Annotated in this window: 15 protein-coding genes and 1 tRNA gene; 6 read left to right on the top strand and 10 right to left on the bottom strand. The window is 48.2% G+C overall.

Features of this window, described 5'->3' with window-relative positions:
• Window positions 1-283: 283 nt before the first annotated feature.
• The gene (argF, locus tag GCE9029_RS20245; protein WP_062666362.1) at window positions 284-1,288 is read right to left on the bottom strand and encodes an ornithine carbamoyltransferase; all 1,005 of its coding nucleotides are present in this window, start codon (window positions 1,286-1,288) and stop codon (window positions 284-286) included.
• A 220-nt stretch (window positions 1,289-1,508) separates the two neighbouring features.
• Entirely contained in the window at window positions 1,509-2,729 is a 1,221-nt protein-coding gene (gene arcA / locus GCE9029_RS20240) for an arginine deiminase (RefSeq protein WP_062666361.1), read from the bottom strand.
• 514 nt (window positions 2,730-3,243) lie between these two features.
• On the opposite strand from arcA, the gene rraB reads away from it, so the two are divergent.
• Window positions 3,244-3,642, top strand: a complete 399-nt coding sequence (gene rraB, locus GCE9029_RS20235; protein WP_002537618.1) for a ribonuclease E inhibitor RraB — start codon at window positions 3,244-3,246, stop codon at window positions 3,640-3,642.
• A 68-nt stretch (window positions 3,643-3,710) separates the two neighbouring features.
• Here the strand turns inward: rraB and GCE9029_RS26115 are convergent, their stop codons facing one another.
• Complete coding sequence (locus GCE9029_RS26115) at window positions 3,711-4,619, bottom strand: bifunctional helix-turn-helix transcriptional regulator/GNAT family N-acetyltransferase (RefSeq protein ID WP_082804403.1); 909 nt, start codon at window positions 4,617-4,619, stop codon at window positions 3,711-3,713.
• A 203-nt stretch (window positions 4,620-4,822) separates the two neighbouring features.
• Between GCE9029_RS26115 and GCE9029_RS20225 the strand changes: the two genes are divergently transcribed.
• Both GCE9029_RS20225 and GCE9029_RS20220 read left to right on the top strand, forming a co-directional pair.
• Window positions 4,823-5,995: a YjgN family protein gene (locus tag GCE9029_RS20225; protein WP_062666360.1), complete on the top strand. Its 1,173-nt coding sequence runs from the start codon at window positions 4,823-4,825 to the stop codon at window positions 5,993-5,995.
• Complete coding sequence (locus tag GCE9029_RS20220; RefSeq protein ID WP_062666359.1) at window positions 5,995-6,999, top strand: M48 family metallopeptidase; 1,005 nt, start codon at window positions 5,995-5,997, stop codon at window positions 6,997-6,999. Before GCE9029_RS20225 ends, GCE9029_RS20220 begins: the two co-directional genes overlap by 1 nt.
• 50 nt (window positions 7,000-7,049) lie before the next feature.
• Here GCE9029_RS20220 and GCE9029_RS20215 read toward each other — a convergent pair whose 3' ends face one another.
• The 6 genes from GCE9029_RS20215 to pepA form a co-directional block, all read right to left on the bottom strand.
• The gene (locus GCE9029_RS20215) at window positions 7,050-7,448 is read right to left on the bottom strand and encodes a DUF2061 domain-containing protein (protein WP_062666358.1); all 399 of its coding nucleotides are present in this window, start codon (window positions 7,446-7,448) and stop codon (window positions 7,050-7,052) included.
• 193 nt (window positions 7,449-7,641) lie between these two features.
• The gene (locus tag GCE9029_RS20210) at window positions 7,642-9,912 is read right to left on the bottom strand and encodes a bifunctional diguanylate cyclase/phosphodiesterase (protein WP_082804402.1); all 2,271 of its coding nucleotides are present in this window, start codon (window positions 9,910-9,912) and stop codon (window positions 7,642-7,644) included.
• Entirely contained in the window at window positions 9,909-11,909 is a 2,001-nt protein-coding gene (locus tag GCE9029_RS20205) for a sensor histidine kinase (RefSeq protein WP_062666355.1), read from the bottom strand. Before GCE9029_RS20205 ends, GCE9029_RS20210 begins: the two co-directional genes overlap by 4 nt.
• Before the next feature lie 207 nt (window positions 11,910-12,116).
• Entirely contained in the window at window positions 12,117-14,975 is a 2,859-nt protein-coding gene (locus GCE9029_RS20200; protein WP_062666353.1) for a valine--tRNA ligase, read from the bottom strand.
• Between the two features lie 20 nt (window positions 14,976-14,995).
• Window positions 14,996-15,451, bottom strand: a complete 456-nt coding sequence (locus tag GCE9029_RS20195) for a DNA polymerase III subunit chi (RefSeq protein ID WP_062666351.1) — start codon at window positions 15,449-15,451, stop codon at window positions 14,996-14,998.
• Between the two features lie 150 nt (window positions 15,452-15,601).
• On the bottom strand, window positions 15,602-17,110 hold the full coding sequence (gene pepA / locus GCE9029_RS20190) for a leucyl aminopeptidase (protein WP_062666348.1): 1,509 nt from the start codon (window positions 17,108-17,110) through the stop codon (window positions 15,602-15,604).
• A gap of 193 nt (window positions 17,111-17,303) precedes the next feature.
• Between pepA and lptF the strand changes: the two genes are divergently transcribed.
• The gene (gene lptF / locus GCE9029_RS20185) at window positions 17,304-18,404 is read left to right on the top strand and encodes an LPS export ABC transporter permease LptF (RefSeq protein WP_062666346.1); all 1,101 of its coding nucleotides are present in this window, start codon (window positions 17,304-17,306) and stop codon (window positions 18,402-18,404) included.
• A complete protein-coding gene (gene lptG / locus GCE9029_RS20180; RefSeq protein WP_062666344.1) occupies window positions 18,404-19,477 on the top strand; it encodes an LPS export ABC transporter permease LptG in 1,074 nt (357 codons plus the stop codon). The genes lptF and lptG overlap by 1 nt, the downstream gene beginning before the upstream one ends.
• A gap of 75 nt (window positions 19,478-19,552) precedes the next feature.
• On the opposite strand, the gene GCE9029_RS20175 is transcribed toward lptG, so the two are convergent.
• Window positions 19,553-20,038 carry an RDD family protein gene (locus tag GCE9029_RS20175; protein ID WP_062666341.1) on the bottom strand — a complete coding sequence of 162 codons (486 nt, stop codon included), beginning with the start codon at window positions 20,036-20,038 and terminating at the stop codon, window positions 19,553-19,555.
• Between the two features lie 182 nt (window positions 20,039-20,220).
• Here GCE9029_RS20175 and GCE9029_RS20170 point away from each other — a divergent pair.
• Window positions 20,221-20,306, top strand: a tRNA-Leu gene (locus GCE9029_RS20170).
• The last annotated feature ends 665 nt before the right edge of the window (window positions 20,307-20,971 follow it).

Genomic DNA, 20,971 nt, shown 5'->3' with positions numbered 1-20,971 from the left:
AACAGCCAGTGCAACATGGTGGATGGTACATTTTGGTCAAAAAAAAGCCTCCCGATCAGGAGGCTTTTCTTGAGAATCCAGTAAAAACAAAAAACGGCGCCAGTGCCGAGATTCGGCAGGTTTTAGCAGTCAGTTGTGTCGCTAATGTTGGCATTCCGATTCGTTTTTTTGACAAATTGCGAAGGATTATACGCCCATTTTTGTCCGGTGCAAGGCAGAGCGAATAGCGGTATAAAATAAAAAGCCGCGCAGGTGCGCGGCTTCATGGAGCGATGTAATAGGGTTAACTACCCAGCGTGGCTACCATCACTGCTTTGATGGTGTGCATACGGTTTTCTGCTTCATCAAACACGATGGAGTATTCAGATTCGAAGACGTCCTCGGTGACTTCGAGCCCTTTCATGCCGTATTTCTCTGCTACTTCTGCACCAATGGTGGTTTCATCATTGTGGAACGCTGGCAGGCAGTGCATGAATTTGACGTCTGGATTACCGGTGGCTTTGATCATATCCATATTGACCTGATAAGGCTTCATCATGGCAACACGCTCGTCCCAGGCTTCTTTAGATTCACCCATGGAAACCCACACGTCGGTGTAAAGGAAATCACAGCCCTGAACGCCTTCTTCCACGCTTTCTGTCAGGGTAATTTGTGCACCAGTCTTGGCGGCTATCGCCTGACACTCTTCAACCAGCGCTTCTTCCGGCCAGAACTGACTTGGGGCAACCAGACGGATATCCATGCCCATCTTTGCTGCACCCACCATCAGGGAGTTACCCATGTTGTTGCGTGCATCGCCAAGGTAAGCAAACTTCATTTCGGAAAGCTTTTTGCCCTGACCGTGCTCAAGCATGGTGAGGAAATCTGCCAGGATCTGCGTTGGATGGAATTCATCAGTCAGACCATTCCAAACCGGAACACCTGCAAATTGGCCCAACTCTTCAACGATAGACTGGCCGAAACCGCGATATTGGATGCCGTCATACATACGGCCAAGAACACGCGCAGTGTCTTTCATCGACTCTTTGTGACCGATCTGCGAGCCAGATGGGCCGATATAGGAAACCTGTGCGCCTTGGTCAAAGGCGGCAACTTCGAAGGCACATCGCGTGCGGGTAGAAGCTTTCTCGAAGATCAGGGCAATGTTCTTGCCTTTCAGACGAGGCTGCTCATAGCCACCGTATTTAGCTTTCTTCAACTCTGCGGAGAGATCCAGCAGGTGCGCGATTTCTTTTGGTGTGAAATCCAGCAGCTTGAGAAAGTTCCGGTTACGCAGATTAAATGCCATGTTGAGGTCCCTTTCTAAAAATCCGTTTACTGCGATGTGACTTATATTTTCGTCACTTTGATATTAGTCACGATTCTGACTTATTTGTGAGTATTAATTCAACCCCTTTGAATAAATATTTATTTGTGTTTGGTCGACATTTTCCCGGAGAAACGAAAAAAGCCACCTCGCAATGAGGTGGCTCGTTCGGTTAAGGAGAGTGGGAGAGTTCGGTTGCTTTTTAAAGCCCTTCGCGTTCGATAGGGCAGCTCATGCAGCGTGCACCGCCACGACCGCGGCCAAGTTGATCGCCCGGGATAGGCAGGACGGTGATGCCCGCTTTGTCGTATTTTTCATTGGTGTATACGTTGCCTTCATAACCAATCACCACGCCTGGGCGCACGGTCAGCACGTTGTTGGCATCGTTCCACTGTTCGCGTTCGGCTTCAAAGCTGTCACCACCGGTGGTGATGATATTGAGCTGAGGTAATTCCAGCGCTTTTTCGATGGCATGCAGGAAATAGTCAGCTTCTTTCACTTCCACATCGCCATTGCCTTTGTTGATAAGACGCCAGCTTTGCAGGTCTTTACGCATCACTTGTGGATACACAGAGAAAGTGTCGATGTCCATGTGGGTCATCACGGTATCCAAGTGCATGCAGGAGCGGTGCTTTGGTAGGTTAATGGCAATCACTTCTTTTGCCTGACCATTAGCAAACAGGCTACGTGCCAGCGCTTCGACACCTTGTGGTGTTGTGCGCTCAGACATGCCCACCAGAACTGCACCGTTGCCGATAACCAGCACATCACCGCCTTCGACCATGGCATTGTCGTAGTCGCGCTGTTCATCGCCAAGATAAGTAATGAAGTCCTGACCCGCGAACAGAGGGTGCCAGCGGTAAATAGCGCGCAGGTGGTTGGTTTCACGCTGACGGGCAGGCATCGCCATTGGATTTAAGGACACGCCACCATATACCCAGCATGAAGTGTCACGGGTAAACAAGTGGTTCGGCAGAGGGTCGATGATGAAATCCATGCGTTCGTGCATTGCCTGCATCATCGACGCTGAATGGTTTGGAAAATCGATATAGCTCAAACCGCCGAGAAGGATGTGTGCTAACTCTTCGTTACTCAGGCTCTTTAAATAGCTTCGCACATCATGGGCGAACTGGTAACCAAGACGGTATTCGCCCACCTGGGTTTTGAGCAACCAGGTTTTGGCTTCCGGCACTTCTAATGTTTGGGCCAGAAGATCGTGCAATAACAGCACTTCAACGCCCTGGTCACGCAGGGTTTGCGCGAATTGATCGTGCTCCTCGCCGGCACGTTCCACGGCAAGTACATCATCAAACAACAGGTCTTTGTAGTTAGACGGCGTAAGGTGGTTTAGCGCTCGTTCTGGTCGATGAAGCATTACACGCTTCAACTGACCAACTTCAGATCCCACATATAGCTGACTCATGATCGTTTCTCTCTTGAATTTTTATTAACCTCCACCGTTTAGCCTTGTGCGACATGAGCTGCTGAGAGACGTTGTCTCTTGGTCATGTCAATGCGCAGCAGGAACGATGGGGAAAATGGAGATAAAGCGACAGAATTCTGTATTCGTGACGTCGGATAGTAGAGACGCCTGAAAATTTGTCGTAAATCCATTTACCTTTTTGCATGAGGACTAACCTTGGATTGCTCGATCTTCGCCGAGTGGGAGAGCCCGCCATGCATCTATCGGTGCTTATCTATGCGATAAAAATGCACACTATTCCATAATTAAGGGTTTTATTGGCGCAAGATTAGGTGTTTTTAATTATATCCAGCATCTTGTGTTGTAATTGCCCTGTTCTCAAATAATGACAACCTTGTTCGATAAGGTCAATTTTACTTTTAATTAACATGTGGGGAGTGTGGGAAATTGGCGTGGTAAACCATGCCAATCCATGCCATAGTTCTGCCGTTAATTAAGTGCCTGGAGTGATCTGATGTCTTACGCTGACATTATTGAAGAACAAAAAGCGGAAACCCGTGAAATCATTGAAGCCCTGTTGGAAGATGGTAGCGATCCTGATGCGCTGTACACCATTGAGCACCACCTGTCTGCAGACAGCTTTGCAGAGCTTGAAGGCGCGGCAGTAGAAGCGTTCAAAATGGGCTTTGAAGTGCTGGAAGCGGAAGAGCTTGAACTGGAAGACGGCTCCACAGTGATCTGCTTTGATGCGGTGATGGAATCTGCGCTTGATGCAGACCGCATTGACGAACAGGTCGAGAAACTGGTGAAGCTGGCTGAGAAATTCAGCATCGATTACGACGGCTGGGGCACTTACTTTGAGTCGGACGAAGAAGACGCCGAGGAAGAGGGTGAACTGGAAGAAGACGATTAATTGTCTTTGCCGAAAAGAAAGCCGGAGCGTTAAAGACTCCGGCTTTTTTGTTTCTGTTAATTGGTGACTTATAGTTTTTTCAGCATCGCGACTTCGCAGTCTGTATGTCCGGTGTTACCAAGTGGAGCATCGACACGTTTAAAGCCGAGTGACTTGTATAGGTGAATAGCTTCTTTCAGGCAGGCAGTCGTTTCTAGATAGCAACTGTGATAACCCTGATTACGTGCGAACTTCATGGCCATCGCCGCAAGCCTTCTAGCAAAGCCCCGACCACGAAGTTCAGGACGGAAATACATTTTCTGCAATTCGCATACACCCACTTCCCCCGGCAAAGGTGCAATGCCGCCGCCACCCAAAATTTTCCCGTTCTGCTCAACAACCCAATAAGCCGCATTTTCCGCTTTGTAGCTTTCACTCAGAACATCCAGAGTCGGGTCTGCCACGCTGTAGCCTTTATCAGCAGTCAGGCCATACTCTTCGGATACTTTACGAATAACAGTAGCAATCGCTGCGTTGTCGGCAGGCTCCAATAGGCGAAGGGTAAAACCTTTCTGGCGTTCGCTTTGCTCCATTGCCCGGTTATATCGGTGCAGTGATGTGGAAAGGGATTCAATTTCATCGGTATCCAGTTGTTCCAGATACAGAGCGATTTGCTGATTGATCCCAAAGTGATGTTCATCCAGACGCTCTTTACCCACATCAGATAGGGAATAGCGCGGCAGATTGCTTTCTTGGTCGATAGTGGAAGCAACATTGTCGTTGTTGATGAGAATAGCCAGTGTGCGGTTAGCATTGGTGACATCAATGTTGAGACGCTCAGAAAGCTGCTCAGCGGTCAGAGACTCTTGCTCCAGCTCAATCATGACGTGGCATTGCACGGTCGTGAGGCCTGCTGTGCCATAGATGTTGTCCAACAATCCACGATGGCGAAGAAGTTGGCGGACGAGCGATCTGATTTCAACCGGACCTGTAGTCATTGTGTCTCCATTTTACATCGAATGTGTCACTTTCCTTTGTGGCTTACTGTCTTTGGGTAAGCAAGCAACCCGGAGGATAACAGCACCGGGTTGCACAAAATAAAGCCATTTGATTCGCACTTGCTTAATTTGGCGATGAGCCTATCGAGCTTAATGATTATGATGGCAAAAACCATAATAAAACAGTTGGCAAAGGATTGACCATGGAAAACAAAATGAACTTTCACGGCACCGGACGTGAATTTTTTGGTATCTGGATTGTGAATATAATACTGAGCCTTCTTACTCTCGGTATCTATTCAGCTTGGGCAAAAGTAAGAACCAAGAAGTATTTCTACGGAAACACAGAACTAGCCGGTGATCGCTTTGATTATCACGCCACCCCGAAACAAATTCTGATTGGGCGGCTTATTGCCGTCTCCGCATTTATAATCTGGCTTTTGGTAGGGCAGTTTTTTCCTCTGCTTTCTGGCATTTTATTTTTAGCCGGTCTTCTCGTATTACCTTGGCTTGCGAGAAATAATGCTCGTTTTGATGCCCGCATGACCAGTTATCGAAACGTACGGCTCAACTTTACAGGCTCCTTGCTTGGTGCATATACGGCTATTCTTGGCCGTGGTGCGTTGATTGTCATCATGTTTATTGCACTGGTGGCGTTTGCCACGGCGCAAACGAACGCCTTTGTCACTTTTGTCTTTATTCTGGGCGGATTCGTAGCAGGTTTCATCATGTTTGCTTGGTTGATGAAAGGGATCGCCAGTTACTTTGCCAACGGCTATGGATACGGACGGCTTTCCTTTCAAGCGGAGTTATCAACGGGCTTTTATGTTCGGACCTATTTTGGGGCAATGCTGTTGGGATTCTTGGTGTCTATCGGTACCGGTATTTTATCTGCGGCTGTGGTTGCGATTGCTGAGTTCTTTTTTCCTGTTTCGCTGAAATTGGGTGATATGGATATAGAAAATATCTCAATATCTGACCTCGGTGGCGTACTCAATTTAGCGTCTGTCATTATTCTTACTTACGCAACTATGTTTGCTTCTTTTCTGGTAGTTAGCGCATATGTTGTTTCACGTACCCGCAATCATGTATTCAGTCGCATGCAAGTCGGCGAAACGGGAGATTACCGCCTAAAGTCCGAGATGCGAGCTCGAGACTATGTTTGGTTGGTTGTGAGTAACTTTTTCCTTCAAGTGTTTACGTTGGGTTTGGCTCGTCCTTGGGTACAGGTGCGCACTAGCCGTTATTTGCTGTCTGTCACTACAATCCATGGCGACCTTGATGCGCTGAGTGTTTATGAAGATGAAAATGGCGCTAAGTCCGCTGTGGGCGATGAAATGTCACAGGTCTTCGACTTGGATATTGGGATTAGCTGATGGCAAAAGGTACTGCGTTTGCAGCAGGCGAGTCAGGCAAACATGAGGCTGAGCTCTATGTCATGGGTGAGACTAAAGCCGTCCTGACATTCGGTGGCAAATCCGTTGAATGCGCACTTAATGAAATCTCTCGTTCTGAGCGTATAGGAAATCTGCCTTTGCAACTCCGCTTCCCCGATGGTGAACTCTTTATACCGAATAATGAAGCTGAATTACCCTATTTCATTCAGGCTAAAAAGCGAGGGTGGCTGACGCGCCTTGAGAGCAGCAAAACGGCAATTTTATCTTCCATTGCAGGTGCACTGCTGTTTATGGTGGCCTTTTTCTATATCGGGTTGCCTGGGATAAGCACTGGGATCACGCAAGTTTTACCCGAAGAGATCCCGATGGCGGTGGGTGAGCATGTGATGTCTCAGCTCGACGAAAGAATGTTTACTGCTTCTGAGCTGGATGCCGAACGCCAGCAAGCGCTGAATGAGCGCTTTGATGCGCTGGTAGAAATGTTACCTCCAATGCCTGTCAAACCTAAGCTGGTGCTCCGCAACTGGAAACAAGGGCCCAATGCGTTTGCCTTGAGTGATGGCACTGTGGTGTTGCTCGATCCGCTGGTGAATCTGGCAGAGAGTGACGCGCAGCTTGAAAGTGTGATATTGCATGAGCTTGGGCATGTTTATCACCAGCATGTGATGATTGGACTGGTGCGTTCGACCTTGATTTCTGTTTCTGTGGCAATGATTACTGGCGAAAGTACCGGAGTTATCGACTTGATGACAGGTTTGGGTGTACTTGCCGCCACGGCAGGGTATTCCAGAGCAGATGAGGAGGAATCTGACCAATTTGCGGCTAAATACCTCAGTACTATTTATGGTGATGCCAGTGCACAGGCGGAAATGTTTACTTTGCTTGGCGAAGCACATCAGGCGAGTGGAATGTCACAATGGCTGAGCTCCCACCCTGATACACAAGGGCGCATTGAGGCAGCAAACACCTACCAGACGGAATGATAAAAGGGCAGCTGATGCTACCCTTTCTGATTCTCTAACATTTCCGCATTTTAAGCTGCCATAGGATGCTGGCGTTGCATCATGCTCAAGCGTTCTTTGTTCTGCCATACACGTTCGTGGAAGTAGTAAGCCATGGTATTGATACAAGGTTCAATCATCGCCATTACACTACCAATCAGTACATCGCCAGTCAGCAGGTAAGCCACACCAAACGCAACGCTGAAGTGGACAACAGCAAAACTTGCAGTTTTACGGCCCGGATGATTCATCGCCAGACGCTTCAGTAACTTGTTGTCCCATGCTTTTTCATGGAAGTAAAACGCAACCGTATTGACCATCGGTTCTACCATGGCAATCAAGCTACCCAGCAGAATATCGCCAGTCAGTACATACGCGACTGTAAACGCAACGGTAAAGTGAATCACAGCAAAACTTAAGGTCTTTTTCATAACAGTTCCCTCATTCGGTATGACTTCATTATTGCAAATAATTCTCATTTGTAAATGAGTTTTCTGTTGATTGTTTTGATAGGTTTAAACTATCAAAGCGTCGAGGGGGGTGACAATGAGGAGAATAATGGAATAAGAAAGCGCTGAGAGTGGGCCCTGGAACCAGATGTTGAACCAGGGCAATAGGAAATGTTTAGGCGACTGCCTGTTCTTTTAAGGCGAGAGTGAATGCATCCAAGGTGAGAGGTTTGTAGAACAGGTAACCTTGTGCCATCTCCAATCCGGCAGCCACCGCGGAAACAAGTTGTTCCTCTGTCTCCAGCCCTTCAATCAATACCTGTTTTTTCATGCCTTTAAGCATATTGACCATACCACCAAGTAAGCGCTCTGAGCGGTCACATTTGCTTAATCCCCAAGTGAAGATTCGGTCGATTTTTATTACTGATACTGGCAAATCAAGCAGATAACCAAAGGAGGAATACCCTGTACCGAAATCATCAAGGTGTAGTGACCACCCTTGTTCATGTAGCTTGGCAATATTCGCTTTGCACCCTTCCCCTTGAACGAAACAGCCTTCGGTGATTTCCAGTGATATCCGATGCTTGTCGATACCATACTGTTGCAAGATGCCACTTAGAATTGGTAATAACTCCCGACGGTTGAGTGACAAGGGAGATATGTTGATGGCAATTTCTGGCAGCTCAGGATGGTTTGCCAGCACTTTACAGGCAGAGCGGAACACAAAGGTATCGAGCTCGAAGCTTAGCCCAGCGGCCTCTGCGATTGGGACAAATACACCCGGTGACACTTCCCCCAATTCTTCATGGTTCCACCGCAGTAAGGCTTCAGCCCCAATAATGCGATTATTAATGAGGTTGACCTTAGGTTGGAAAACCAGATAAAGCCTTTCTTCAGAAAGATCCTGACGCAGTTTGTTAATCAGGTTCAGTCTCTCGTTGCAGGCTTTTTCCATATCATCATCAAAGATGAGTGTGGCACCACGACGTTTGGATTTCGCTTGTTTAAGGGCCATTTCGGCGCGTCTTAATGCGACTTCTATGTTGCTGAGGTTTCCATCCTCCTTCACGCTGAAAATACCGGACGTTACACCAAGGTAGAAGGTGCCACCTTCCCCCATTTCAAAACAGGTGTCCTGAAGGGTTTGAAGTACATTTAGCAATGACGCTTCGCCTAACTCTGTAGCGACAGCAAAAGCATCACTGTGAAGTCGGCTGACGACGCTACTGGCTGGGAGGCTTTGTTTTAAGGCATTACCGAACACTTTGAGCACTTTGTTGCCATAGTCAAAGCCCAGCGATTCATTAATCTGATGAAAATCGTCGATATCAATCATTGCAAGGGTGAGGCGGCCTGTTTGCTTCAAAAGCGATGGCGCTTGTGAATCAACAAACCCTAGGCGGCTGTGAAGACCGGTGATTTCGTCAATAAAGGCGGCATCAAAAAGCTGATTGACGAATTTGGTGTTTTCCAAGCCAAGTGCAACATTCTGGATGAATACAGACAGTAGTTCAGGATCAAGCTGATCCAGCACATCGGTTTTGTCAGTGAAAATGTAGATCACTGCTTTCCAACGGCTTGGCGTGTCCATATACAGGGCGATGTTCCCGCCATTGATAACGTTTCTTCCTTCCTTAAAAGCCTGTTTGATGACAGTGTGAGAGGTGTCATCCAACGCCACACTGTCGAGGCTTTTACCAAATGCTTTTTGGTATTTTTGGCTGGTGGCAACGACGATGTGTTCATCTTCGTGGCGTTTGCTGGTGGCGTGAAAGTAGATTTTTTCCAGTTGCTCCGGTGGGTTCAACGGGCGACTGGATACACAGAATATACCTTCAGAGTGAATGTCGAACAGTACGTTGATTTGCTCCAGTACACCTTCACTGAAGCTGGCGATTGAGCGTTCCTGAAACTGGTTGGCGGCTGAATCGACGATTTTCTTTAATCCATCTCGGCTTTTCTGAATCGAATACAGATTCTGGTATGAGCGGATAGATGTGCAAATGGTGCTGAACAACTTGGTGCGTGTCAGCTCGTTCTTTGTCTTGTAGTCGTTTATCTCAAAGTTCTCTATCACTGACTCTTCAGGGGCATAACCTGGCTGGCCGGTACGCAGAACGATTTGCGTGGCGTGGTTGCCCAGCTCTTTTCGGATATAGCTCGCGAGCTGTAATCCTGCATCTTCGGTTTCCATCACCACATCAAGCAGCACGACCGCTGTATCAGGGTTATCTGCGAGAAGCTGCTGACCTTCTTCTCCTGAGTAGGCATGGATGAATGTCAGCGGGTAACCCATGATGGTGACATTGCTCAATGCTAGTGTGGTGGCCTGATGCATGGAGGCTTCATCATCAATAATGGCGATTTTCCAGCTGCGGATGGGCACAGTCTTAGGTTCGGATGGGGCAGATGGGCTATCGATAATGCTGATTTTAAAATTGCTCATTGTCCACCTTCTGCTTGTTGAATAGATGCCGGAATAGATATGTCGAACACGGCACCATTGTCGTTGTACACCTGAATATCCCCTTGCAGCATATTGACCACAATGCTGTAGACGATATGCATACCCATCCCGGAACCACCTTTACCCAAACGGGTTGTGTAAAAAGGTTCAAAGATGCGTTTGATGCCTTCTTCAGAAAGGCCTTTGCCCGAATCGCGATAAAGCCATCGAATATGGTCATCTTTCTGGGTCAAAGTGAGGGAAATCTCTCCATGACCATCCTGATCAAATCCGTGAAGAATTGAGTTATTAAATAGGTTAGTAAACACCTGCCCAATCGGCCCTGGGTAGCTGTTCATCATCAGTTTATCGTCCGCATGAAGTTCAAAACTGATAGGGCGGTTTTTGATTTGGTGGTGCAGAGTGCTGTACACCTCTTGCATCAAGGCACCCAGCTCAAACTCCCGCAATTGCTCGCTGGTCTGGTCGTTGGCCACCTGTTTGAAGCTGTTAATGAGTTCAGAGGCTCTTTGCAATGAACGGTTCAAGACACTGAAAGCATCGTTCCCATGAGACTCAAAGCTTTCAAGATCTTCACGACGGATCTCCCCGGTTTTGAGCTTTTCCAAAAACGAAAGGTGCTCGGCTTCCAGCGTGCTCGCCATGGTCACCGAAATCCCAAGTGGCGTGTTAATCTCATGGGAAACTCCAGCCACTAGGCTCCCAAGGGAGGAGAGTTTCTCAGTTTCTATCAGTTTATCCTGCGCAGATTTCAGGTTCTCCAGCATCTCTGTCAGTTGCTCTTTATCCCTTTTAAGTGCTTCCTTCTGGTTAGCATTTTCTATCTGCAATTGGTCGAGTTTTGACAATCCAACCTGAAAATTCTTCAGACTTAAGGTTATTCGTCCCAGCTCATTGTCTTCAATGTCTTCAAAAGGGATATTGCGATGACCCAGACGCAGTGCCTGAATGGTTGTGTTGATTTTCTCCAACGGCCTGAACAGTGAACGCTGGAAGAAGAGGACAATGAATGCCAGTAAAATAGTCGCAAAAATAGTGACAAATATGAGTAGATACATGGACTTGTTGGCTATATTGCGCAGCCCATGAGATTCTTCAATCAATAGGCTGTCCGACTGGTCAGCCATTTTGTTGAGCAGTGTTTTCATATCCAGAAATACGCCTCGTTCCAACGCAATGACCGCTTTAAGTGCTCGTTGTCGGGCAGTGTTGTCATGGTGTTTGAATACGTTATTGGCTATTCCGAAAAATCTGGCAAAGTGCCATTCAATGCGCCTTAGCTGCTGGGCAATGTTGGGGTCGCTCGTTGCATCAGAAAGCGATTGTATGTAGTACTTGAATTCCTCTGCATTGGCGATGAAACGTTTTTCAGCTAACGGGTAACCAAGCAGGTAAATATCTAAATCAGCTTTCATATCCTGCATTTCATCGAGTAACTCTAGATCGTATCGATGTAATGGAGCGAAGTCGTTACGGAAAGCCTGAAGATCGCTCTGATTGTTAATAAAGGTATGTAGCTTATCGAGAAGCACTTCAAGTGGCTGACTTGTAGAGTTGATGAGGGAGCGGGCACGCTGCTCTGCTGTAGGGTCGAATACGTTAAATACGCCTTCTTGAGAGAGTGAGAGAAAGGCTTGGTGTAGCGCGCGCAACTCTACAATATCCTGACTTATTGCCTGATCTTTCGAGACGCTGAGATCCTGCTTGTGTTTGACGAATATCTCCAGATGTTGAAGGAAGGCTGTGTGACCTTCCACATCTTCCTCTTCCACATACCGCATCAGATTGAACAGCATTTCGCTAAGCTCATCCACCATGTGAATGGTGTTGATAGTATTCGGTAGTGCCTTATCTAACAGCGCATCAGTACTGCTTCGGGTGCTAAGCGCGACCCAAACAGTCATTGACGACACGGTAAGTAAGAGAACCGTTAGTGTTATCAAGCTGAGGTTCAGCCTGGATGCGATTGAATTCATTTCTACGTTTCATTAGTTGCAGAATGACGTTCTATAAAGCGTAGTAATGGATTTAGACACGAATGTTAAACCTGCCCACTAATTGCGGCGCATGTCACTTTTATGCATCGAGTTGTTGATAGATTTAACAGTTTTGGTGGGCGAGGAGGAAAGAAAACGGGCCTTCCAGTGGAAGACCCGTTTGTGAGCAAAAGTTAAACAGTGAGATTACAGTGCAGCGATAACTGCTTTTTGTTCTTCCAGCTTAGTCAGGGTTTCTGCGTAGCCATCCAACTTCGCACGCTCAGCAGCGACAACTGCTTCAGGCGCTTTCGCCACAAAGCCTTGGTTGTTCAGCTTGCCTTCAACGCGTTTGATCTCGCCCTGAGTTTTGGCAATTTCTTTGTCCAGACGAGCCAGTTCAGCGTCTTTGTCAATCAGACCTGCCATTGGGATCATCAGGGTAGACTTACCAACCAACGCGGTTGCACATGCTGGAGTTTCTTCACCGGCTTCCAGAATGCGGATGCCTTCCAGCTTCGCCAGTGAAACCAGAACCTGCTTGCTGGCTTCTACGCGCGCAGCGTCTTTCTCGTCAGCCGCTTTCAACATGATGTCCATCGGCTTGCTTGGTGCGATGTCGTACTCTGCACGCAGGTTGCGGATAGAAGTGATGAAAGATTTCACCCACTCGATATCTGCCAGTGCGTCTGCATCGAATTGTGCTTCGTCATACTGTGGCAGTGCCTGCAGCATGATGGTGTCGCCTTCAACGCCTTTAACCAGCGGTTTCACGCTCTGCCAAATAGATTCCGTGATGTATGGAACCACTGGGTGCGCCAGACGCAGCGTCTTCTCAAGCACGGTGATTAGCGTGTGACGGGTCGCGCGCTGTTGTGCTTCCGTGCCTTTCCACAGAACTGGTTTAGTCAGCTCCAGGTACCAGTCACAGAATTGGTTCCAGATGAATTCGTACAGCGTGTTTGCTGCCATATCCAGACGGAAGTTCTCTATGTGTGCGTTGAACTCTTTTGCTGCTAGTTGGAACTGAGATTCGATCCACTTGTCAGCCAGTGAGAATTCCATCTCACCGCCCTGCATGCCACAATCTTGATCTTCTGCGTTCATCAGCACGTAGCGGCTTGCGTTCCAAAGCTTGTTACAGAAGTTACGGTAACCCTCAAGACGTTTCATGTCCCAGTTGATGTCACGGCCAGTTGATGCCATGGCAGCCAAGGTGAAACGCAGTGCGTCTGTGCCGTATGCTTCGATACCGTTTTCAAACGTCTTACGGGTGTTCTTCTCGATCTTCGCTGCCAGTTGAGGCTGCATCATGTTGCCACAACGCTTCTCAACCAGAGACTCAAGATCGATACCGTCGATCATGTCGATTGGGTCAAGTACGTTACCCTTAGACTTCGACATCTTGTCGCCGTTTTCATCACGGATCAAACCCGTCATGTAAACAGTTTTAAACGGTACTTGTGGCTTGCCATTTTCATCTTTACAGAAGTGCAGCGTCATCATGATCATACGCGCAACCCAGAAGAAGATGATGTCAAAACCAGACACCAGAACATCTGATGGGTGGAATTGTTTCAATGCGTCCGTATTTTCTGGCCAACCTTGAGTACCAAAGGTCCATAGCGCAGATGAGAACCACGTATCCAGAACGTCGTCGTCTTGGCGCAGCACAATAACTGGATCCAGACCGTTCTTCTCGCGAACTTCGTCTTCGTCACGGCCGACGTAAACATTGCCTTGGTTGTCATACCAAGCAGGGATGCGGTGACCCCACCATAGCTGACGAGAGATACACCAATCTTGAACGTCACGCATCCAAGAGAAGTACATGTTTTCGTATTGCTTAGGTACGAATTGGATGTCGCCATTTTCAACGGCTTCCACTGCTGGTTTAGCCAGCGGCGCGGTACGCACGTACCATTGGTCAGTCAGCATTGGCTCGATAACCACGCCACCACGGTCGCCGTAAGGAACCGTCAGGTCGTGATCTTTGATTTCGTCCAGCAGACCCAACTCTTCGAACTCAGCAACGATCGCTTTACGTGCAGCAAAGCGCTCCATGCCATGGTATTTCTCAGGCAGGTTGCTGCTGTATACATCGCTGGTTTCACCGTTTGTGGTGAAAACTTCTGCAACATCACGGATGTTTGCATCAAAGGTCAGGATGTTGATCATAGGCAGCTGATGACGCTTACCTACTTCATAGTCGTTGAAGTCGTGCGCAGGGGTGATCTTCACACAACCTGTGCCTTTCTCCATGTCTGCGTGCTCGTCGCCCACGATTGGAATGCGGCGGCCAACGATTGGCAGAAGGATGTCTTTACCGATCAGATCTTTGTAACGTGGATCTTCTGGGTTTACTGCAACACCGGTATCACCCAGCATGGTCTCTGGACGCGTAGTTGCAACAACAATGTAGTCTTTGCCGTCTGCCGTTTTAACGCCGTCTGCCAGTGGGTAGCGGAAGTGCCACATGTGGCCTTTGGTGTCTTTGCTTTCAACTTCCAGGTCCGAAATTGCTGTGTGCAGTTTCGGATCCCAGTTAACCAGACGCTTACCACGGTAGATGAGATCTTCTTCGTACAGGCGTACGAAGACTTCTTTAACCGCATTTGATAGACCGTCGTCCATGGTGAAGCGCTCACGATCCCAGTCAACCGATGCGCCAAGGCGACGAAGCTGTTTGGTGATCGTGCCACCAGACTCGCCTTTCCACTCCCAGATCTTGTCGATGAAAGCGTCGCGGCCGTAGTCGTGCTTGGTTTTGCTTTCTTCTGCAGCGATCTTACGCTCAACAACCATTTGGGTTGCGATACCTGCGTGGTCAGTACCGACCTGCCACAGGGTGTTTTTGCCTTTCATGCGCTCGCAGCGGATCAGGGTATCCATAATGGTGTCTTGGAACGCATGGCCCATGTGCAGGCTGCCCGTGACGTTGGGTGGTGGGATCATGATGCTGTATGCAGCTTTTGATGTGTCACCGTGAGGCTTGAAGTAGCCAGCCTCTTCCCAGCGCTGGTACAGCGCTTTTTCAATTGATGTTGGGTTGTATGTCTTTTCCATAGCGCTCTTGATGGACTGATTTAATAGGACATTTCTTCAATGGCGAGAGTACGCATTTGACGCCCCGCCATGCGGTAAATTTTGTAGCGTTCCCGAGCCTGTTGCTTGGGAGCTTCTTCGCAAGGCACGAAGTCTACCACTTGTGCAAAGGAAGGCGCAAAAGTTGCTGCTTCTTGCGCCAGATTTATTAGCACTTGGCGGTGGCCAGCATGGCGTACACCCGGCCAACCAATTTCAACCTGCGCACCACCACGGGGACCTTCACCAACAAGGTTATGAGGCACAAAGTGCTCCGCAGTTTGTTGGAAGAGCAATTCATCAATCGCTTCGGCTTGGTTTTTGTCTTCAGCCATGATGAATGTCTTCATGCCTTGCTGACAAAAAAGGGCAGAGAGCTGGCTAACCTTTTCCAACATTTGTTGTGTTGGTTCGTCTTGCGATTCATCCAGTATGTAGAAGGTCGCCATGCCTGTCATCGAATTCCCTCTTTAGCCATTGGGCGGTGTTGATAACGCCACTTTGTTCGGCTCAGTGTGCGGTGAGTTGTTCACTCACGCAACAAAAAGTAGCGACAAAAAACAGCAACAAAAAAGGAGGCCTCGGCCTCCTTTTCTCTTTGTGCAGTTTTATTCTGCGACTTCAAGGCCAGAACGGTTCAGAAGGAACTGGACCAGCAATGGAACAGGACGGCCTGTTGCGCCTTTGTTCTGTCCGCCTTTGAACGAAGTCCCCGCTACATCAAGGTGCGCCCAGTTGTACTTCTTCGCAAAGCGCGAAAGGAAACAACCCGCAGTAATGGTGCCGCCACCTGGACCGCCGATGTTCGCCATGTCAGCAAACGGGCTCTTAAGTTGGTCTTGGTATTCTTCAGTCATTGGCAGGCGCCAAGCACGGTCACCCGCTTGCTCAGATGCATTCACAATTTCGTGTGCCAGTGGGTTGTGGTTTGAAATCAGGCCGCTGATGTGATGGCTCAGTGCCACGATACATGCGCCCGTCAGAGTTGCCACGTCAATCACACACTCTGGCTCGTAACGCTCAACATATGTGAGGGCGTCACAAAGTACCAGGCGTCCTTCTGCGTCAGTGTTAAGCACTTCAACAGTTTGGCCTGACATGGTGGTCACGATGTCGCCTGGACGGTAAGCATTACCATCAGGCATATTTTCACAACCAGCCAGAATACCCACCACATTAATTGGCAGGTCCAGTTTCGCCAGAGATTTCATTGCACCGAATACAGACGCTGCACCACACATGTCGTATTTCATTTCGTCCATGTTGGCAGGCGGCTTCAGTGAAATACCGCCAGCATCGAACGTCAGACCTTTACCAACCAGAATGATTGGCTTGGCATCTGGGTCTGGGTGACCTTTGTACTCCATGATTGACATCATGGACTCGTTTTTCGAGCCCTGACCAACTGCCAAGTAAGAAGTCATGCCCAGCTCTTTCATCTCTTGCTCGCCAATGATCTTGGTGCTGACTTTTTCAAAGTCATCCGCCAGACGGCGTGCTTGCGAAGCAAGGTATGCTGGGTTTGCAACGTTTGGTGGCATGTTGCCAAGGTCTTTACATGCGTTCACACCGGAAGCAACCGCCAGACCGTGTGCAATCGCACGTTCACCCAGATTCAGTTCACGACGTGTTGGTACGTTGAATACCAGTTTACGCAGCGGGCGGCGGGTTTCTGGCTTCACGCTCTTGAACTGGTTGAAGGTGTAGAGGCTGTCTTTGGTGCTCTCAACCGCCTGGCGTACTTTCCAGTATGTATCGCGGCCTTTCACGTGTAGCTCAGTCAAGAAGCAAACGGCTTCCATTGAGCCCGTTTCGTTCAGCGTGTTGATGGTGTTTTTGATGATTTCTTTGTATTGGCGTTCACCGAGTTCACGCTCTTTACCACAACCAACCAGAAGCACACGCTCAGACAGCACATTAGGAACGTGGTGCAATAGCAGCATCTGGCCAGGCTTTCCTTCGAGGTCACCACGGCGCAGCAGGCTACTGATGTAACCGTCGCTGATTTTATCAAGTTGTTCTGCCACTGGTGACAGGCGGCGTGGTTCAAACACACCTACAACGATACATGCACTGCGCTGTTTCTCGGGACTCCCGCTTTTTACACTGAACTCCATGCGTACTCCTACATCCTAAAGACAAGTGAGGCTAAATGTTGGATAATGCCCGCTTTATCGGAACTCGAAACTGTGTTCGACGTAAATTTCATTAAGCAGGCCAACACTTGGCCGAAAGATTAAAAAATAACTAATTTACCGAAAAACTATAGCGATTCGAGTAAAAAAACAAGTTTTCTAAAGGTAAAACGCCGTGATTATTGTTCGGTATTTGATCCGAGAAACAGTGAAAACGCAACTTGCGGTGCTGTTTGTGCTATTTCTGGTCTTTTTTAGCCAGAAATTTATCCGTGTGCTGGCGAACGCAACAGATGGCTCAATTCCGGGCAGCGATGTGTTAACTCTTGTCGGGTTGTACATGCCGTCGATGGGTATGCTAATGCTGCCGCTCAGCCTCTATATAGGTATTTTGATCACTTTCGGGCGTTTGTACGCAGAAAGTGAAATTACAGTAATGAATGCGACAGGTATCGGGAACAAATTTCTGATCCGGGCCGCACTTTATTTAGCTGTGATTACTGGCACTGTTGCTGCATTCAATGCGCTATGGCTAACACCATGGGCAAATGATAAAGAAATCAAGGTAATGGAAAGTCTTGAGGCCGATACGGGTCTTGAGCTTTTGGTTCAGGGACAAATCCAAACTACGCCTGATGGACAGGCAGTGGTTTTTGTCAGCGAAATCACTGGAGACGGTAAAGATCTCCATAAAGTGTTTATTGCACAGCCAGTACCACGTGGCACCTTGCGGCCCAACGTTGTTGTAGCGGAGAAAGGCTATATCTCTGAATTACCTGATGGACGCCAGGTTCTCGATCTGAATGACGGCATGCGCTATGAAGGTGTGCCAACCCTGCTCGATTACACAGTGACTGATTATGAGAACTATCAGGTGCTCATTGGTCAGCGTGAAGTGCGCCAGAAACACCGGGATTGGGATGCCGTTCCGACCCAATCGCTGATCAACGAGCCGTCAGCCCACGCTCAGGCTGAACTTCAGTGGCGTATCTCTCTGGTGCTTTGTATCCCGCTGATGACCATGATTGTGGTGCCACTATCGGCAGTGAACCCGCGTCAGGGACGTTTCGCGAAACTCTTCCCCGCGGTATTGATTTACCTGGCCTACTTCCTTTCCATCAGTGCGGCGAAATCTGCAATAGAGGAGGGTAAGTTGCCACCGGAGATTGGTCTTTGGAGTGTGAACATTTTGGCTTTGCTGGTGGCATTAATGCTGATCAGTTGGGACAGCCTACCAATGCGTAAACTGAAATACCGACTGAGGAGAGCGGCTTAATGTTTAAGATCCTCGACCTTTATATAGGCCGCACCATCATCGCTACTACAACCTTGTGTCTGGCAACACTGGTTGGCCTGTCTGCCATCATCAAGTTCGTTGAACAATTGCGCTCTGTGGGTGATGGTACCTTCACCATGATAACGGCTATTCAGTATGTGCTACTGAGCATGCCTCGCGACATTGAAATGTTTTTTCCGATGGCAGTGCTGCTAGGAGCTCTCATTGGACTGGGCACATTGGCCTCGAGCTCTGAGCTTGTGGTGATGCAAGCAGCAGGCTTTTCCAAGCTTGATATCGGTCTTTCGGTACTGAAAACCGCCATGCCTTTGATGTTGGTCGTACTGGCTCTGGGGCAGTGGGGGGCGCCTGACGCTCAGAAAGCTGCGCGTGAACTTCGCGCCTTCGCCAAATCTGGCGGTAACGTGATGTCGGTGAGAACCGGCGTTTGGGCAAAAGACGGCGCAGACTTCATCTATATTGCACGTACTGATCAGAAAGAGTCACTGACGGGTGTGAATATCTGGAAGTTCGATGATACCCAGAATCTGCAAGCTCAGGTGTTCGCAGAGCAAGCTAAATACCTGGATAAAGACAGCTGGATGCTGGAGAAAGTGACAGTGACGCACTTCGATGGTCCGGTGAAGATCAGTGAAACTAAAGAAGCGGAGCTGGCGTGGAAAACCACACTAACGCCAGAGAAGCTCGCGATTGTGACGGTGAAGCCTGAAGAGCTGTCGCTCAGCGGTGTCTATAGTTACGTGGATTACCTGAAAGCTTCAGAGCAAGATGCTTCCCGTTACGAGCTGGCTTTATGGCGTAAGGCACTTCAGCCATTATCGATTGGTGTCATGATGCTGTTGGCGCTGAGCTTTGTTTTCGGACCGTTGCGTTCGGTGACTATGGGGGCGAGGGTGTTGTCGGGCGTGATCTTTGGTTTCGCTTTCTATATATCTAATGAAGTTTTTGGCCCGATGACACTGGTCTATAAGCTACCGCCATTTGTTGGTGCGGTGGCGCCGAGTTTGGCTTTTATCGGTGTGACACTTTATCTATTAAACCGAAAGCTCTAATAAAAGACGATATCAGATTGGAAAACAAAAGAGGGAGCCTATTGGCTCCCTCTTTATTATCTACATTCGAACGAACTATTTAATCGTATCGACCTTAATCACCTGACTGTTCGAGAAGTGATCCTGAAACGCACGATTGTTGCGGTCAAACAGAGCCAGCAGGTTACCGATACCTAAGCACGAAGTCGCCATTCGGATAAGTGCTTGGGTAAAGGTGATGTTCCCACCGAACTCACTGACGACTTTAAGCTTCCATGCTTTCATTCCAACTGTCTGTCCTGCTCGGGTCCAGAAGTAACCATAAAAGCCAGCCGCAATAGCAAACACATAGATAGTAAAGAAAGGGCTGACTGCCGGGTTGCGTGTCAGATAATCGCTGACATCTTCATAGCCATCAATGGAAAGTCCCAGCTGCACAGCGATAGCCACGGCACCGACGACTAATGCGATTGCCAACATCTCCACAGCGATGAGTACGAGAAAGTCATAAAGCCAGGCGCCGAAGCGACGGAAAAAACTAGCGCCCTTGGGTACGCTGTACTGTGTCGATGATTGAGCCATTGTTCTGTCCTAGAAATGAGTACTGTGTGTAGTTTACCAGCCTAATCGGCAGTGTTGAATGCGTAAAAATAGGGCAGATAGCGCGTGTTTATAGCACTGTGGTGAAAAAAGAACCGATCGAGAAGGTTTTGTGAATTATAGGCTTGCTTCAACCCATTGCTTGCGTATAATTGCTCGCACTTGCCCGGGTGGCGAAATTGGTAGACGCAGCGGATTCAAAATCCGCCGGTGAATAACTGTGCCGGTTCAAGTCCGGCCCCGGGCACCAATTTCCGGAAAAGCCCCAGTCGAAAGACTGGGGCTTTTTTCGTTTTATGCTTTTCTATTGGCGTTCCAAAAATTCCTCTTTATTACGTTCCTTCACTCTAACCTCCATTTAATGATGCTTTTCTCCCTACCACGTTCGTTCTAATTACCAGTGACAAGAAAAAGCTCGATGAGTATTGGGCTCATCAGAGGCTTCTTAAACACAATTTCTACTGTGTATAGGGATGAAGGTGTGCTTCATTTCATTTTTCTTTGCTCTTTTAGGGTCAAAGTTGCTGGATAAATACTCATTTTTGCCGTTTTTGCTGGCTTTGTGACCATTTGAGCTGATTTTTGAAAATTATTTGGTTTTTGCTATTGCCAACGAAAGTGAACTCTCTATAATGCGCCTCATCGACACGGAGCGAGGCGCAGTAAGCCAGCTACCAAGTCAACGTTCTTTAACAATTTGACCTATGCAATCTGTGTGGGCACTCGTCATTGATAGACAAAAGATTTATCGATGTTTACTGAGTGACCAAACGACATAACTTCGGTTATATCGGCACAGTCAATTCGTTTTGCTTCTGCTTTTTTAAAAGCGGAGACAAAACAACAACAGTATTTCATCGAGCCAAAAACTTTAATTGAAGAGTTTGATCATGGCTCAGATTGAACGCTGGCGGC

This window comes from Grimontia celer (assembly GCF_900055185.1).
Classification (GTDB): domain Bacteria; phylum Pseudomonadota; class Gammaproteobacteria; order Enterobacterales; family Vibrionaceae; genus Enterovibrio; species Enterovibrio celer.
This window is presented reverse-complemented; position numbering and strand designations above follow the sequence as displayed.